14 protein-coding genes are annotated in these 15,583 nt (G+C 50.8%); 6 read left to right on the forward strand and 8 right to left on the reverse strand.

The window, feature by feature from the left end; all coding sequences use genetic code 11:
- The first annotated feature begins 246 nt into the window (after positions 1-246).
- The gene (locus ACN4EK_RS10910; RefSeq protein ID WP_431658001.1) at positions 247-513 is read left to right on the forward strand and encodes a tyrosine-type recombinase/integrase; all 267 of its coding nucleotides are present in this window, start codon (positions 247-249) and stop codon (positions 511-513) included.
- Here ACN4EK_RS10910 and ACN4EK_RS10915 read toward each other — a convergent pair.
- From ACN4EK_RS10915 to queG, 4 genes are all read right to left on the reverse strand, one after another.
- Entirely contained in the window at positions 481-1,512 is a 1,032-nt protein-coding gene (locus ACN4EK_RS10915) for a 2-hydroxyacid dehydrogenase (RefSeq protein ID WP_431657891.1), read from the reverse strand. The two genes, ACN4EK_RS10910 and ACN4EK_RS10915, sit on opposite strands and share 33 nt — an antisense overlap.
- Positions 1,513-1,620: 108 nt before the next feature.
- On the reverse strand, positions 1,621-4,059 hold the full coding sequence (locus tag ACN4EK_RS10920) for a phosphoketolase family protein (protein WP_431657892.1): 2,439 nt from the start codon (positions 4,057-4,059) through the stop codon (positions 1,621-1,623).
- Between the two features lie 804 nt (positions 4,060-4,863).
- Positions 4,864-5,571 carry a sensor histidine kinase gene (locus ACN4EK_RS10925; RefSeq protein ID WP_431657893.1) on the reverse strand — a complete coding sequence of 236 codons (708 nt, stop codon included), beginning with the start codon at positions 5,569-5,571 and terminating at the stop codon, positions 4,864-4,866.
- Between the two features lie 101 nt (positions 5,572-5,672).
- Positions 5,673-6,644, reverse strand: a complete 972-nt coding sequence (gene queG / locus ACN4EK_RS10930; protein ID WP_431657895.1) for a tRNA epoxyqueuosine(34) reductase QueG — start codon at positions 6,642-6,644, stop codon at positions 5,673-5,675.
- 212 nt (positions 6,645-6,856) lie between these two features.
- On the opposite strand from queG, the gene ACN4EK_RS10935 reads away from it, so the two are divergent.
- Both ACN4EK_RS10935 and ACN4EK_RS10940 read left to right on the forward strand, forming a co-directional pair.
- A complete protein-coding gene (locus tag ACN4EK_RS10935) occupies positions 6,857-7,366 on the forward strand; it encodes an orange carotenoid protein N-terminal domain-containing protein (protein WP_431657896.1) in 510 nt (169 codons plus the stop codon).
- A 125-nt stretch (positions 7,367-7,491) separates the two neighbouring features.
- Complete coding sequence (locus ACN4EK_RS10940) at positions 7,492-7,926, forward strand: nuclear transport factor 2 family protein (protein WP_431657898.1); 435 nt, start codon at positions 7,492-7,494, stop codon at positions 7,924-7,926.
- Positions 7,927-7,933: 7 nt separating this feature from the next.
- Here the strand turns inward: ACN4EK_RS10940 and ACN4EK_RS10945 are convergent, their stop codons facing one another.
- A complete protein-coding gene (locus tag ACN4EK_RS10945; RefSeq protein WP_431657899.1) occupies positions 7,934-8,374 on the reverse strand; it encodes a hypothetical protein in 441 nt (146 codons plus the stop codon).
- A 173-nt stretch (positions 8,375-8,547) separates the two neighbouring features.
- Between ACN4EK_RS10945 and ACN4EK_RS10950 the strand changes: the two genes are divergently transcribed.
- A complete protein-coding gene (locus ACN4EK_RS10950; protein ID WP_431657900.1) occupies positions 8,548-8,991 on the forward strand; it encodes an Rrf2 family transcriptional regulator in 444 nt (147 codons plus the stop codon).
- 48 nt (positions 8,992-9,039) lie between these two features.
- On the opposite strand, the gene ACN4EK_RS10955 is transcribed toward ACN4EK_RS10950, so the two are convergent.
- Positions 9,040-9,486, reverse strand: a complete 447-nt coding sequence (locus tag ACN4EK_RS10955) for a CU044_2847 family protein (protein WP_431657901.1) — start codon at positions 9,484-9,486, stop codon at positions 9,040-9,042.
- A 133-nt stretch (positions 9,487-9,619) separates the two neighbouring features.
- Between ACN4EK_RS10955 and cbiB the strand changes: the two genes are divergently transcribed.
- Positions 9,620-10,606: an adenosylcobinamide-phosphate synthase CbiB gene (cbiB, locus tag ACN4EK_RS10960; RefSeq protein ID WP_431657902.1), complete on the forward strand. Its 987-nt coding sequence runs from the start codon at positions 9,620-9,622 to the stop codon at positions 10,604-10,606.
- On the opposite strand, the gene ACN4EK_RS10965 is transcribed toward cbiB, so the two are convergent.
- A complete protein-coding gene (locus ACN4EK_RS10965; protein WP_431657904.1) occupies positions 10,586-12,346 on the reverse strand; it encodes an ABC transporter ATP-binding protein in 1,761 nt (586 codons plus the stop codon). The two genes, cbiB and ACN4EK_RS10965, sit on opposite strands and share 21 nt — an antisense overlap.
- Before the next feature lie 90 nt (positions 12,347-12,436).
- Positions 12,437-13,807 carry a YdcF family protein gene (locus ACN4EK_RS10970; protein WP_431657905.1) on the reverse strand — a complete coding sequence of 457 codons (1,371 nt, stop codon included), beginning with the start codon at positions 13,805-13,807 and terminating at the stop codon, positions 12,437-12,439.
- A gap of 195 nt (positions 13,808-14,002) precedes the next feature.
- On the opposite strand from ACN4EK_RS10970, the gene ACN4EK_RS10975 reads away from it, so the two are divergent.
- Entirely contained in the window at positions 14,003-15,490 is a 1,488-nt protein-coding gene (locus ACN4EK_RS10975) for a cation:proton antiporter (RefSeq protein WP_431657906.1), read from the forward strand.
- Positions 15,491-15,583 lie beyond the last annotated feature (93 nt).

A 15,583-nucleotide genomic window follows, 5' to 3' on the forward strand; every position in this document is an offset into this window, starting at 1 on the left:
AACCAAATGCCTATTTGCTTACAGAAAATCTAAAAACAGAAAGCAAACAGGCATTTTCTGAATTGAAATCGTGGCAAGCTGGAACTACTCTAAATATTAGCGATGGGAAAGCCTATCTTGATCAAATCAGGAAAAAACTAGAGTCTGGTGATTTGTAGACACTTTGAGTTTGCCCAAGATCAAAAAGATAGTGCGATCACCTTTAGTTTTATGCCAACCCTCTGAAATCGTTGCAATCTGGAAGCGATCGCGTCCGCTGTTCCCATATCATGTGACGGTATTTATCAACTGGTCGTAAAGCTACTTTACGGGAACAGTCTTCGCTTAATCGAAGGGTTGCGCTTACGGGTTAAGGATGTTGACTTTACTCAACAGCAAATCGTGGTCAGAGACGGTAAAGGGAGCAAAAGTCGTGTGACAATGCTGCCATCGAGTGTCACAGCAAAATTACATTCCCCTGAGAATAGAGTCAATTTAAGACTAAGAAATGCTAGCCGTAGGTCTTTTTTCTAGAGGTAATTTCAGTTCGTTTTTGAGAAGATTGCCTTGTTCAAAGTCCGTTAAGCTTTCGATCGTCGTGCGAGAAATATCATCCATCGCATCGGCGGTAAAGAAAGCTTGGTGAGCCGTCACTAACACATTGGGAAAAGTCATTAACCGTTGGAACACATCATCCTGAATAATTTCCTCAGATAAATCTTCAAAAAACAAATCGGCTTCTTGTTCATAAACATCGATTCCAAGATAACCAATCTTTTTCGATTTCAATCCAGCAATCACAGCTTCCGTATCAATTAATGCGCCGCGACTGGGATTAATTAGCATCACTCCCGATTTCATTTGCTCGATCGCAGAGTGATTAATAATATGATGAGTTTCTGGGGTGAGGGGACAATGGAGCGAAATAATATCCGACTGTGCCCACAGTTCTGGTAAGTCAACATACCGACCGCCGATCGCTTCAAATTTCGGAGTCGGATATAGATCATAGCCTAACAATTTGCAGCCAAATCCCGCCATAATTTGACCTAGAATTAAGCCGATTTTTCCCGTACCCACTAACCCGATCGTGCGTCCATGTAAATCAAATCCTAATAGCCCATTGAGGGAAAAATCGCCTTCCCGGACTCGGTTATAGGCTTTATGAAACTTGCGATTCAGCGTCAGGATTAATCCCACCGCATGTTCCGCGACGGAATAGGGAGAATAGTTGACGACTCGCACGATCGTAATCCCGAGTTGCGTCGCCGCTTTAACATCGACATTATTAAAACCCGTACAACGCAACGCAATTAAACGAGTTCCTTGTGCAGCCAGAATTTTTAATGCTTCAGCCGTCACTTCATCATTCACAAACACGCAAACCGCCGCATAGCCCGCTGCTAGAGTTGCCGTATCCTTAGTTAACCGAGCTTCAAAGTAGGTGAACTCATGCTTGTGACCCGCGATCGTGTTTGCCGCCTCTAAAAACTCGCGATCGTAGGGCTTGGTACTAAATACAGCAACTCTCATCACATCCTCGCTAATGCAACATTCACAATTATCTACTATTCATTTGCAACAGAAATGGGAGACAGTCAGACTATCCCCCATTTTGCAGAATTGATTAGTAATCAGCCGTTAATAAGGCCACTTCCAATTCACAATTTCCGGTTTGTCCACCCCGTACTCATAGGCATAGTGCCGACATTCAATTTGCATGTTCTTGAATCGCTCTTTGGCGTGGGCACCTGCCACCTTCAGTTTAGGCACTCGATCGATGACATCGATCGCCACACTAAAACGGTCAATCTGGTTGTTAATCGCCAACTCTAGCGGTGTGTTGATGTTGCCCTTTTCCTTGTAGCCGCGCACATGCATATTGTTGTGGTTGTGCCGACGGTAGGCTAGTCGGTGAATTAACCAGGGATAACCGTGGAAGTTAAAGATCACGGGTTTATCCAGGGTGAACAGGCTATCAAAGTCGCGATCGCTCAAGCCATGCGGGTGCTCGGTATCGGGTTGTAGCCGGAATAGATCCACAACATTGACGAAGCGAATCTTCAAATCTGGAAACTCTTCGCGCAACATCACGGTCGCTGCCAACGCTTCCAATGTCGGAATATCGCCTGCCGTTGCCATGACAATATCGGGTTCTTCACCGCGATCGTTGCTTGCCCACTCCCAGATGCCAATGCCTTTGGTGCAATGTTTAATCGCGGCATCCATGTCCATATACTGCAAGTGCAGTTGTTTATCCGACACAATCACATTGACGTAGTTCTTACTCCGCAGGCAGTGATCCGCTACGGATAACAGAGAATTGGCATCTGGGGGCAGATAAATCCGGGTGACTTCCGGACTCTTGTTCACGACCACATCCAGAAAACCAGGATCTTGGTGGGTGAAGCCATTGTGATCCTGCCGCCATACGGTTGAGGTAATCAGCAAGTTCAGCGAGGAAATATCGGCACGCCAGGGAATATGCTGACAAATTTCCAACCATTTACAATGCTGATTCACCATTGAATCAATCACATGCACAAACGCTTCGTAGGTCGAGAAGAAACCATGCCGTCCAGTCAGTAAATAACCTTCTAGCCACCCTTCTAGAGTATGCTCACTCAGCATCTCCATCACACGACCATCCGTTGCCAACTCACCCCCATCGTTGTCTTCTGGCAGATATTCAGCAATCCAGAACTTCTTACTGGCTTGGTAGATATCCATCAGTTTATTTGAGGTGTTTTCATCGGGTCCAAATACCCGGAAGCAATCCATGTTCTGCTGCATCACATCCCGCAGAAACACCCCTAACGATCGGGTATTCTCAGCAGCGATATGTCCCGGTTTCCCCACCTCAACTCCGTAGTTGCGGAAATCGGGTAGCTTTAACTCCCGCCGCACCAGACCGCCATTGGCATGGGGATTGGCACTCATCCGGCGAGTTCCTTGGGGAGCTAGTGCCCGCAGTTCCGGAATTAATTGACCATTGCGATCGAATAATTCCTCTGGCTTGTAACTCCGCATCCATTCTTCCAGCATTTTCAAATGGTCTGGATTGGTGTGCATGGCTGCCATGGGTACCTGATGTGCCCGCCAGAAGCCTTCGACCTTATGACCATCCACTTCCTTCGGACCTGTCCAGCCTTTGGGAGTCCGTAGCACAATCATTGGCCAACGCGGACGCTGCGCTACCCCTGAGGAACGAGCTTCAGATTGGATCGCTTTGATATCTTCAAGACACCGATCCAGGGTGGCAGCCATCGCCTGGTGCATCGATTCGCGATCGTCCCCTTCAACAAAATAGGGAGTATATCCGTAGCCCTTAAACAGATTTTCGAGTTCCTCATGGCTAACGCGTGCCAGCACCGTCGGGTTATTAATTTTGTAGCCGTTCAAGTGCAGGATAGGTAACACCGCTCCATCCCGAATCGGATTAATAAATTTATTCGAGTGCCATGCGGTGGCCAGGGCACCCGTTTCCGCTTCCCCATCACCGACCATCACCGCCGTAATCAGGTCGGGATTATCGAATACCGTCCCGTAAGCATGGGACAGGCTATAGCCCAGTTCACCGCCTTCATGAATCGAACCAGGCGTTTCCGGGGTGCAGTGACTACCGACTCCGCCCGGAAATGAGAATTGCTTGAAGAATTGCTTCATGCCCTCCTCGGTTTCACTACAGTTGGGGTAGATTTCCGAGTACGTGCCCTCTAAATACACCGGCCCCAACACTCCCGGTGCGCCATGACCGGGGCCTGCCAGATAAATCATGTCCTGGTCATATTTCTTGATCAACCGATTCAGATGGGTATAAACAAAGGACAAGCCTGGACTCGAACCCCAATGCCCTAATAAGCGAGTTTTGACATCTTCTGACTTTAACGGCTCTCGCAGCAAGGGATTGTTTTTCAGATAAATCATCCCGACTGCCAAATAATTACAGGCAGACCAGTAGGCATCCATCCGTTGCAATTCTTCCGGCGAGAGCGGAGTTCCAGCGATCGTCGATCGGGCTTGACCGAAAGCACTGATTGATACGGTATTCGTGATGGGTTTTGAAGGGGTTGCTACCATAAGTTCACCATTCTGCTTTCTTTCAACGTTGAGCATTAGCTCGATGTAGCTAGTCAGATTTCGGATCAACAGAGCGATAATAAACTTGCGCTAGGAGGCTGAACTGTTGCCAACGATTCAATTACGTTTACCTTAAGAGAATTATCGCTATTTGGAGAAATTCGTCAGGGTTTCTTAATAAGAAAAGGCGATTTTGCTCAGTAATACAATCCCCTATAGATAGAGGTTAACTTGACTCATCCAGTACAAACAGAAGGCTTGTTCCACAATCAGTTAAGCCACCACATCGGCTAACTACCAATACCTATAAACCGCCTACCGCAGCAGTTACAACGATCGCTCCCATCAAAAACTGCGCCGCGATCGCCCCAGGCTCATGCCTGAAAAACCACTGCCAAAAATTTAGCCCTATTCATTTCTAGACAACCTATCGCTGATTAACACAACCACAAAACCTCTGCAAACCTTGAACACTACAGAGGTTTTGTGATTTAAAAAACACGTTTTCAATCTGAGAATGTTCTCACTGATTTAAACAATTCTTATACTTTTAATTTAAGAGAGTGTTTAAAAAGGTATTAGCTGTGATGTTGAGCACTCAGAGATCCCCCCAGCCCCCCTTAAAAAGGCTACGGTGTACACACATCTCCTCAAATACCTCAAAATCCTGCATTCTGCCCCCTAGCCCCCCAATTTTAGGGAAACTCGGTATTCAAAGTCCCCCTTATCAAGGGGGATTTAGGGGGATCGGATCTATGGCTACTGGCAAAAGGACTTTTAAAGCATCCTCTAAGAAAAGACGGCTCAATCAACAGCAAGCGGTAAGGAAATTGTCACTGTTTGTAGCCCATCCGGTCTGAGTTGGCAAGCAATTTTCCCACGCTGGACTTCAATCCGACGGCAGCACAAAGCGATTTCCGTAGCGAACTCTCGATTGCCCGGAGGAGCAAACCGTTGAGCCGTCACCCTTAAATCAAGCCACTCCCGATCGGCACTCGCCCCTAAGATGACAGCAATATCGGCATCAGAATATCGTAAGCCCCTGGCCAACAAATCCATCAGTACCGCTTCTGTTAAATCCTGGTCTGCCCATGCAAGTGGCAAGTTGGCATCAATCTCACAGAGTAAGCGCACCTGACCACCATGTTTCGGTTCCAGTAGATGGCGGCTCACCGAGGCAAGAACGGGCTGTACGTTTAAAGCTTCTAGATGGACTTCCACCTTACCGGCTTCTAGTTTTTGCAGCAGCATCGTGTCTGCTAAGAGATCACAGAGCGCATCCACTTCACTCTGCACAGAGCTTAAATGCTGATGCCAGTTTGCGGTTGAGTTTCCCTGCTCACTCAGACGCGTGACATGCACTCCCAGGCTATCGAGCGATCGCCCTACCCGCCGCTCTAAGGAAGCAATCACCTTCTTCTGAGCCGCTAAATATTTCTGCAACTCGGCATTTTCTGCCATGAGTTGTTGGAGAGTCACATCAGCCTGGGGGAGGAGGCAGGGTTGAGACATAGCACCCAGAAGCTCCGCTTAAAACTACTTAAATCTAAGATAGTCTACTTATTAAGGGATGTAACGATTTTCCAAGCTTTTCTTCATAAATTCATTTTTTCTTAAGAATTTCGCTGCGATCGTGAACATAAATTTGCCTGAGCATTCCGCCGCCACATCCAGGGTTTGATTCGTCGCAGTGCCGAAGCCGGAAACCGCCGCTCATAGTCCGCTTCCGACAGTTGACTCAGTTCCGTTAAGGTCGGCGCAATGTTCCCCGGATACGGCTGGAACTCAGGGACATCCGTCGGTTGGGCAAAGCGCTGATTCCAGGGGCAGACCTCTTGACAAATATCACAGCCTGCCACCCAGCCGTGTAATTCTACGGTTGCCGGTAAAGTTTCCGCCCGATTCTCGATCGTGTGATAGGCAATACAGCGATTGGCATCTACTGTTGCCGGAGTGGGAATCGCTCCAGTAGGGCAAGCCACCATACACCGGGTACAGGTGCCACAGTGCGCCGTATGGGGACGATCGGGAACTAACTCTAAATTTGTTAACACTTCTCCCAAAAATACCCAGGAGCCATAGTCTCGGGTAATTAAATTCCCATTTTTGGCAATCCAGCCAATCCCCGCCCGTTCTGCCCAAACTTTATCAGGGACAGGGCCAGTATCGGCATAATAACGCGCCTGAATGTGCTCTCCCTGCTCCTGGAGCCACCGGGTTAAGGCTTTCAGTTTCTTGTGCAGCACTTTGTGATAATCCCGTCCCCAACCATACCGGGCAATTTTGGCGTATTGCCCTCCTTCAGGACGTTGTTCGGGACTGTAATAATTCAGCGCCACACAGATCACCGATCGGACCTCTGGCATCACCTGCCGGATATCTTGCCGTTTCGGGTTCGTCATCCAAGCCATATCCGCGTGGTATCCCTGGGCTAACCAGCGTTGTAACGGGTCTGCTGACGGTAAATTGCTCGCGTCTACTTCAGCCATGCCAACTTTGTGAAACCCTAACTCCAAAGCCTGTTGCCGAATCGCGTCGGTCATAGCCTGCCGATTTGCCCCTTGCAGCCGTGATATTTCGTCCATAGAAAAACCTAATTCAGATTATTCGTAAAGTTTATTGTCAATTTGTAAATAAATGTTGCATACTGGCAAATGTGGAGCGTTAACCCCTCCGGCGTTCAATCAATAGGCAAGCTGTCCTCCTCAGAACCATCTGACGATCGCAGCCACTACTGCCGATTTTGACACCATCTAGTGAACGAGTTGAGTCACGTATCTAGTCCAAAGGAGAGCTTATGACCTTCACAACTGATCGGTTTACGAATCCCTATCTCGCCGCAGCGGCAGCCGCCAATCCTGTTCTAACTCTGACCGATCGCATCAAGCGTCTCACTACCGACGATCAGTTAGCGTTGCTCTGGTATATCTACACCGACTTAGGTAAAGCCATTACTGCCGCCGCTCCCGGTGCCGCACGACTTCAATTAGCCGCAGGCTTGCTTAACCAGGTGCAGCAAATGTCTCAGGCGGAACAGCTTCAGTTCATGCGCGATTTGGTTAACCAGGTCAGCAACCCCGCTACCCGCGCCTATGGTGTCCTGAGTGCAAATACCAAGCTGGCATTTTGGTATCAGTTAGCCGAATGGATGACTCAAGGCAGTGTCATTCCCATGCCTGCGGACTATCGCCTTTCCAAGGAAGCCGAAACAAGTTTGGTTGATCTCAAACTCCTCGATCGAGGTCAGCAGATCACAATCCTCCGGAATGTAGTCGTCGGCATGGGAGTAGACCCCTTAGCCTTCTAAGGAAGGGATCAGAATACCCCTGATCAACCTCCCATTAACTTTAGTTCCATGAACTATGCGGAATCCATGAGGGAAGTGGGTGGTTACTTACTTCCCTTTTTTATTGGTTAATTTCTAGAGAAACTATGCAGCGTCCTAGCCCACCATCATCTGCGATCGCGCCCGAAACCTCTGCCGCTTTCACCATTGAAGGCATTACCGAGCCAGTCATCCTCCGCTACTTTGAATTACTGAACGCCGGAGAATTTCAGACAACCAGCCAACTCTTTGCTGAGGACGGTGCCTTGCAACCCCCGTTTGAAGGTCAAATCGTCGGACGCGAGGAGATCGCTGACTACCTGGTGAAAGAAGCTCAGGGCTTAATTCTGCGACCCCAGTGGGGCAATTCGCGATCGCTGGATGATGGCTGCACCGAGTTTGAGATTGCTGGCAACGTACAAACCTCGTTATTTACAGTCAATGTTTCCTGGACAATGGTTTTGAGTCCCTGGAACGAACTATTTTTAGTTCGGGTTAAGCTACTGGCTTCCCTGAAGGAATTAGCCAAATTCCGCCGTTAGGTTGACTCTAGGCGGCTGCCACCTGGTGCCAGGAACGCATCAACATCCGGCGACCAAGCTCAACATCCTGAGGTGAACATTGCCAGTCCGGATGGCTGGTCATTAATAAACTTTCTAAGGTTTCTTGATCAAATAAGTGCCAGACTGGAGCCTTGTTGATCTCAGTGGCGATCGCAAAGCAATTCTGACTAATGCAGTGAATTGTACAGTCTACGGCTGGACGGGCGATCGTCATTTGATCTCCCGGCTGCATAGCGCGGAAACTGAGGATGGTTGCCCGGAACTGCGTCAATGAGGGAGCCACTAAACCGGGAATCGCTACCATCTGTGTGCGATCGCCATTGACAGCAATCCAATAATGGCGGCTGGGATCGATCCCTTCTAACCAGGGTAATTCGTCATCTAAGCGATAGCGGGGAGCTAGGGACAGGGAAAACGACTGGTTCATGCTAATTGGTTAAAATGCGGCTGGACGGCAATCCTAGGCGGACAAGTGGACAATCACCCTGCTGCCACGCCTAAATTGGATATAAGTATTCGATATCACACACTTAAGTTCAACTAAAGTTGGTAAAACTTCGTACTTCCGTAGTCAACACTCCATAATTTGTTACGTTTCTTATGAAACTCACGACTCGGGGACATTACAGTGTCAAGGCGCTCCTCGATCTTAGTTTGCAGCCCAATTACGGACCTGCCTCCGTCAAAGCGATCGCCCAACGGCAGGATCTCCCGGCTCCCTATCTGGAGAAACTCCTGATGGAAATGCGCCGAGCCGGACTGGTGCGATCGCTGCGGGGCGTTCAGGGTGGCTATCAACTGGCACGATCGCCTGCCCAGATTTCTTTAGGACAAATTTTGGAAGCGGTGGGAGAGGAGGTGGAACCCCTACCCCGCCATACGCCTGATATGCAGCAATCCGAAGACTGGGTGACGTTTATGTTGTGGAACCGCTTGCACCAGAAATTGAAAGAAGCGCTCTACAGCATTTCTCTGGAAGACCTCTATTACGATGCCCGGAGTTGGCAAGCAGCGCAGGGGCAGGAGTCGAGTTTTGTGGTGTGAGGAGTTAGGAGGGTTGAGGAGGTCAGGGAGATGAGGTGGTGAGGCAGGTTATTGAGCGATCGGCAGTTGTCCGTTGCTGGTTTGCCCATTGGTAGCTGACTCGCTTGCCTCCGGTTTGGGATAGGAACACTTGACGGTAATCTTGAGGTTGCTTTGGGCTTTGCCACTGGCAATGTAGGGAATTCCAGCATCGGCACTAATATTCACCCCAAATTCGAGGGTGACTTCATCCACATTGACCGTAGAAACATTTTTGAAGGCATTCAGGCAATAGTGCGTGTAGGTACGAATCGTGTTCTGCACCATTTCCATTGATTGGGTGGGAGTCACTTTGAGGGAGTTTGGCAGATCCCCTAACCCTTTGCGGGTGCGGCCCTGTTCTTCTTCCAGCCCTGGAAGCGGAGTAGTCCGTAACGCTTCCGTTTCGGTGTCCTCTTGCCCTTCAATATAAAGAATCATGCCGTTATCGAGTTGGACAGGAACCAGCTTTGCCATAGTAATTTCCTCTCATGATAGAAGTAGATGCGGTTTCAGTGTTCCCCGGAATTCAGAGGGAGAATCAGGGGTGTGACCCCTCAAACATGGTTAGAGGCGATGGGAAGGATGGGGAGGATGGGGGAGATTCAGTATGGTGGGGCGTGAGGCGATCGTTTTAGGATTGGCAGCCGGATTGGATTACCTGATTGGTGATCCGTGGGACTGGTGGCATCCGGTGCAGGGCATGGGATGGGCGATCGCGAATTACACCCATTTGAGCTTGAAGAGGCTGAACCAACCTTGGGCGTTACGACTAGCCGGAGTTGGGTTAGGGCTAGGGTTAATCCTTGGTAGTGGGATACTCGGTTGGGCGATCGTCACCCTGGCAAGTTGGATCCATCCCTGGGTCGGCATCCTGATGGAAGTCATTTTGTTGGCAAGTTGTTTCGCGGCTCGGAGTTTACGAGATGCTGCCACAGAAGTCTTACAACCCTTGCAGGCAGGTGATCTCATTGAGGCACGATCGCGCCTTAGCCGCTATGTCGGTCGAGACACCGAGCAATTACCGGAAGCTGAAATTTTGCGGGCAGTTTTAGAAACAGTGACGGAGAATGCCACCGACGGGGTAATGGCTCCCTTGTTCTATGCCCTATTGGGAGCAATACTACCAGGAGTTGGCAGTGTACCACTGGCGTTAGCTTACAAAGCCGCGAGTACGCTCGATTCAATGGTGGGCTATCGCTCTGCCCCCTATACCGACTTGGGTTGGTTCAGTGCTAAAACGGATGATCTCCTCACCTGGCTCCCCTGCCGATTCACGGTGCTCACCTTAGCCTTGCTGTCTGGGAAACCGCTTCAGGTTTGGCGGATCTGTCAGCGCGATGCTCCCAAGGATCCCAGTCCCAATTCTGGCTGGAGTGAGTGCGCCTATGCGGCGATTTTGGGTGTCCAGGTAGGGGGTATGAATTGGTACAAAGGGGTCGCCAAACCCAAACCCTTACTGGGAGACGCGATCGAGCCCATTACTGCCGATCACATTTACCAGGCACTCCGCCTAACTCGCTGGAATGTTTTATTGTGGCTAGGTATGGCGGGTACTGGCTGGGCGATCGTTGCCCTACTCCAACGCGGCTTCTAACTGATGTTGTTGCCATAATTCCTGATACAGTCCCGGCTGGCTCACTAACACCTCATGGTTACCAGACTGGACAATTCTGCCGTGATCCATGACAAAAATCCGGTCTGCCATCGCTGCCGCCGACATTTGGTGCGAGATGAAAATCACCGTTTTGCGATCGGTGCCTGCCGACAAATTCTTCAGAATCTCGGTTGCCGTCTGATTATCCACACTTGATAAAGCATCATCCAGCACCAGAATCGGCGCATCGACCAGTAAGGCTCGGGCTAACGCGGTTCGTTGCCGTTGCCCCCCCGATAGCGTAATGCCCCGTTCCCCCACGATCGTCTGGTATTGCTGCGGGAAGTTGAGAATTTCGCTATGAATTTGAGCTTGCTTTGCGGCATGAATCACCGCTGCCTCATCCGCTTGGGGGCTACCATAGCGAATGTTATTCGAGATCGTCGTACTAAACAAAAAGCTTTCCTGCGGCACATAGGCGATCGCCGATCGTAGATCATGCAGCCGTAGCTGGGTAATATCGTGACCATCCAGCCAGAGTTGACCGGGAGTAATGTCGAGTAACCGGAGTAAAGCATTTGCCAGCGTCGATTTACCGGAGCCGATCGGTCCCACAATCGCAACGGTTTCCTGGGGCAGGATCGTAAAGTTCAGGTCATCTAGCGCCGCAGGTGGGTAGGTATTGCCGGGAGCCGGATAGGTGAAGTGTAATCGGCGGGCTACCAGTTCACCCTGCACTTCCTTGGGCAGCAGCCCGATCGCCGCTGGCTGATCCTGAATTTTGGGTTCCACGGTTAGGATACTTTCAATCCGATCGATACTGACTTCTCCCCGTTGGTAGGCGGTAATCGTGAAGCCGAGCAACGCGGTAGGAAACGCCATTCGTTCGACATACAGCAGCAGCGCGATGAAGTTGCCAACACTCAGTTCACCCCGACTGATCGAACCTGAACCCAGCCATAGCACCACCAGCAAACTCACGCCGGATAAGCCGCGCAGGATCGGAAACAACACGTTTCGAGTCAGTGCCAGATCTAAATTGGCATCCAGTAGTTGTTGATTCAGCTTACGGAAGGCATGGCGCTCATTCTCTTCCTGGGCGTAGATTTTCACCAGGGAGATGCCACTCATATCCTCCTGGATCAATTCGCTCACATTCGAGAGTTCTTCCTGCACCGCCAGTTGTTGTTCCCGCAGGCGATCGCTAAACAATTGCACCAACACCAGCATCACCGGATAGACCGATAGCGACAGTAGACTTAGCCGCCAGTCAATCAACAACATGACGGGCAGGGTTAGCCCATAGGTAAAGATGGCATTCGCCAAACTGAGAACCGCAAAGCCCAACAATCGCCGAATATTATCCACATCACTCGTCGCGCGATTAATCAAGTCACCGACGGTATTTGCTGCGAAGTAGGGCGGTTCCAGGGTTAACAGATGGGCGAAAATCTTTTGCTTCAGGTCAAATTCCACCTGCCGCCCCACCCCAAACAACCAGATCCGGGATGCCATCCGTGTCACCCACATACAGGATGCCAGGGCACCCACTAGCACCACATAGTAGACAATTTGGCTGTAACTAAAGGTGACTTGCAACCGATCGATCGCGTCGCGGATCAGCAAGGGAATATAGATTCCCAACGCATTTACCACAAAAAGTGCCAAAACTCCTAAAGCAGCTTCTCGCCAATGAGGACGGAGATACTGCCCTAATTTTCGCAGGCGGGATTGAGCCATCGTCTAAAACCAATACCAAGCGTCAGATGAAATCAGTGCTAAAGCTCTATCATGCTAAACGAATTGGCGGGACGATCGCAGAAGCAGTTTCTACCACCCCTGCCCAGGGATAGATGGCGAAGGGCCGGGTGACGAGGGATTGGGAGGATAAGGGGGATAGGGGGGATAGGGAGAGGAGGGAGGTCGAGGAGAAAAGGTGGCTACGGGGGGTTCCGGATTTTGGGTCGAGACGGGCACTGTAGCATCGATCGTTGGGGGAGCCTGGAACATGCCAATCCAACCCCGCAGGAAATAATAGAGGGCAGTCAGATACTCCTCGATCGCCCGTGAGGAAATACAAAAGGCTTCGGCACTCGGCACAAAGTCAGTCACCAACAGCCGATTTTCCACTAAATCTGTCCCCTGGACAACTCGACCCAAGCGGTTCGCGGGGGGCAGGCTGTAGAAATCCGTCGGTCGGGCAATGATCAGTGTGTCCTCAAAGACGCGTTGAAAGGTGAGATAACTACGGTGCATGTTGATCCCTGAAGCCACTAGCATTAACTGATTGCCAAAATTAATCCGCTGGCTGGTGAGGATTTGGCGAATTTGTTCGGCACTGCGACGGGCATTGCCATCATCATGGTTCAGAATCATGTCCCGTTCGGGTACACCCATCGTCTGCGTCAGGAAGATCTGGATATCTCGCGCCTCTGAGACATCCTCCTTATTCTCCCCCGCCTTCCAGACCCGATTGCCTCGGGTGCCAGCACTAACCACAATCACCGGATTCGTGCCCCGGTTCCCTTCGTCCTGATATAATCTGGCGGCGTAAATTAAGCGATCGCCCTGCTCGGTTAACTGAGTCGGTAGGGTACTTAATACCTGATATTGTTCCTCCAAAATCGGTCGCTCAATTCTGGGCGGCGGCGCAGTGGGGGTACATTCCGGGGGGCAAGTGACCGCAACCGGTTCGGTCGGTGGTTCTCCCTGCCGAGGACGCAGTTGGGAACGAGTCGTACCCTGCCCCAGTACCACAATCACCCGTTGGGCCCCACCGGGCAGTGGGGGAGTTGCCCGAATCAGCTCAATCCCTTCCATCTCCAATTCCTGTGCCAGGAAATAGGCAACCGCCGGGAAACTGCCCAACGCCAGTAGCACTAGGGCAATCAGCATCAGATTTCTTGCCAGCTTTGTCAGCTTCGTGCCCGAAAGCAACACCCAAATCAGCACAATCCCCAAACCCAAGGGCGTGAGGGGAAAGGAAATGATCCGCCACAGTGTCTCCAGAATGCCACCATCGGCGGGGGCACCGCCCACAAACGAAATCACCAGGACTGCCAGAATCAACAGCAGCACCAACATACTGAGAAACGCCCGAGGCAACGCTTTCAGCAGCACAAACCAGGTAATTAACCCTACTACGATCCACAGGAGTACCTGAGTCAATAGCAGAAAGACATCAGCCAGGAGTAAAACCATGCAGCGATCCTCTGCAACAATGGGCAGATCTCTGACAGCAGACAATCAGGGCAATTCTATATCAGGCATTCCAGCCTGAAGCAGCGATCTTCAAGCTAGTGCGATCGCGGCGGATCAGCGTAGGATGTAACGAAACCGAAACAGTTAACAAGACGATACAGTGAACAAGAGATTGCAGAACTGTGGGAGACCTTCATGAATTGGGTAGTATTGCCTGCCTTATCAAACATCCATGCAGTGACTAGCCCCGTGCTGGCAACGGTTGCTGCCGAAAACGAACCCTTTGTACTGGCAGGGGTTCTTTTAAGCTTCATGGTGATTTACCTGGCCAGCAAGTTAGGGGGAGAACTGTGTGCCCGCCTGGATTTGCCGCCAGTGCTGGGAGAATTAGTCGGCGGGGTGTTAGTCGGCGTTTCTGCCCTCCATCTGTTGGTCTTTCCGGAGGGTGGCATCGATGGCACAGAGTCCTGGCTGATGCACCTGCTCCAGTTAACCGCTGGATTTGATGTGGCTGCCATTCCGTCCATCTTTGAAGCCCAAAGTGAAGTGATTTCCGTTCTGGCAGAACTGGGAGTCGTGATTTTGCTGTTCGAGATCGGTCTGGAATCGGATATTAAGGAACTCCTGCGGGTGGGGCCCCAAGCCACGATCGTCGCGGTCGTTGGGGTAGTCACCCCCTTCGCCCTGGGGACGGCTGGACTGATGCTGCTATTCGGTGTACCGACTATACCCGCCGTGTTTGCCGGAGCCGCCCTGACAGCCACCAGTATTGGGATTACGGCTAAAGTATTAGCGGAAATCGATCGCCTGACCTCCCGAGAAGGACAGATCATCATTGGGGCAGCCGTAATGGATGACGTGCTGGGCATCATTGTGCTGGCAGTTGTGGCAAGCCTTGCCCGCAATGGCAGTGTGGAGGTCAGCAATGTCGTGCTTTTGATTGTCAGTGCTGCCGCCTTTTTAATTGGCTCGATCTGGCTCGGGCGCTTACTGATGCCCTTGTTTGTCTCCCTGGTAGACAACCTGAAAACCCGAGGTCAGTTGCTCGTCATGGGGCTGATCTTTGGCTACGGACTGTCCTATATTGCGGCAGTGATTCATCTGGAAGCGATTCTGGGGGCCTTTGCGGCAGGGTTAATCCTGGCAGAAACCAACAAACGTAAGGAATTGGAAGAATTAGTGATTCCGATCGCGGATATGTTGGTGCCCATTTTCTTCGTCTCCGTTGGTGCCAGAACCGATGTCAGTGTGCTCAATCCCTTTGTACCGGAAAACCGGGAAGGCTTGATCATGGCATCCTTCCTGATTGTGATTGCCATTGTCGGTAAGGTGGTTACGGGTGCTACCGTCTTCGGCATGTCAGGCATCAACCGTCTGGCGATCGGGGTAGGCATGGTTCCCCGAGGTGAGGTTGGCTTGGTTTTTGCGGCGGTAGGCTCAGCTAGTGGAGCCTTATCCAAACCCTTAGAAGCCGCCATTATTGTCATGGTGATTCTCACAACCTTCTTGGCTCCTCCCTTATTACGGGTTGTCTTTACCCGAGGCGATGATCTCTCCGAGATTGAAACATCACCTGCCCTGACGGATAGTTCGGCGGAAGCGATGGTTTTGGCATCAACGGCTATGGACTCAACGCCAACCGAATTAGAGCAAATCGAGCCAGACAAGCCATCTCACGGTTGAACGGAAGAAATTCGCCAGAATTCAGCGATCGCTCTGGAGCAGATCGGCTATAGTCTTACGCAGTTTTTTCGTTGCGCCTTCTGGTTCGCTGGA

Origin of the sequence: Pantanalinema rosaneae CENA516, assembly GCF_050753385.1 — a bacterium.
Classification (GTDB): domain Bacteria; phylum Cyanobacteriota; class Cyanobacteriia; order Leptolyngbyales; family Leptolyngbyaceae; genus Pantanalinema; species Pantanalinema rosaneae.

Excerpts from the sequence above, each read along its gene's own strand:
- ACN4EK_RS10965 (WP_431657904.1), bottom strand. The coding sequence starts at position 12,346 with ATGGCTCAATCCCGCCTGCGAAAATTAGGGCAGTATCTCCGTCCTCAT.
- ACN4EK_RS10940 (WP_431657898.1), top strand. The coding sequence starts at position 7,492 with ATGCAGCGTCCTAGCCCACCATCATCTGCGATCGCGCCCGAAACCTCT.
- ACN4EK_RS10925 (WP_431657893.1), bottom strand. The coding sequence starts at position 5,571 with ATGTCTCAACCCTGCCTCCTCCCCCAGGCTGATGTGACTCTCCAACAA.
- ACN4EK_RS10955 (WP_431657901.1), bottom strand. The coding sequence starts at position 9,486 with ATGGCAAAGCTGGTTCCTGTCCAACTCGATAACGGCATGATTCTTTAT.
- queG (WP_431657895.1), bottom strand. The coding sequence starts at position 6,644 with ATGGACGAAATATCACGGCTGCAAGGGGCAAATCGGCAGGCTATGACC.
- ACN4EK_RS10935 (WP_431657896.1), top strand. The coding sequence starts at position 6,857 with ATGACCTTCACAACTGATCGGTTTACGAATCCCTATCTCGCCGCAGCG.
- ACN4EK_RS10920 (WP_431657892.1), bottom strand. The coding sequence starts at position 4,059 with ATGGTAGCAACCCCTTCAAAACCCATCACGAATACCGTATCAATCAGT.
- ACN4EK_RS10945 (WP_431657899.1), bottom strand. The coding sequence starts at position 8,374 with ATGAACCAGTCGTTTTCCCTGTCCCTAGCTCCCCGCTATCGCTTAGAT.
- ACN4EK_RS10915 (WP_431657891.1), bottom strand. The coding sequence starts at position 1,512 with ATGAGAGTTGCTGTATTTAGTACCAAGCCCTACGATCGCGAGTTTTTA.
- ACN4EK_RS10950 (WP_431657900.1), top strand. The coding sequence starts at position 8,548 with ATGAAACTCACGACTCGGGGACATTACAGTGTCAAGGCGCTCCTCGAT.
- ACN4EK_RS10975 (WP_431657906.1), top strand. The coding sequence starts at position 14,003 with ATGAATTGGGTAGTATTGCCTGCCTTATCAAACATCCATGCAGTGACT.
- ACN4EK_RS10970 (WP_431657905.1), bottom strand. The coding sequence starts at position 13,807 with ATGGTTTTACTCCTGGCTGATGTCTTTCTGCTATTGACTCAGGTACTC.
- cbiB (WP_431657902.1), top strand. The coding sequence starts at position 9,620 with ATGGTGGGGCGTGAGGCGATCGTTTTAGGATTGGCAGCCGGATTGGAT.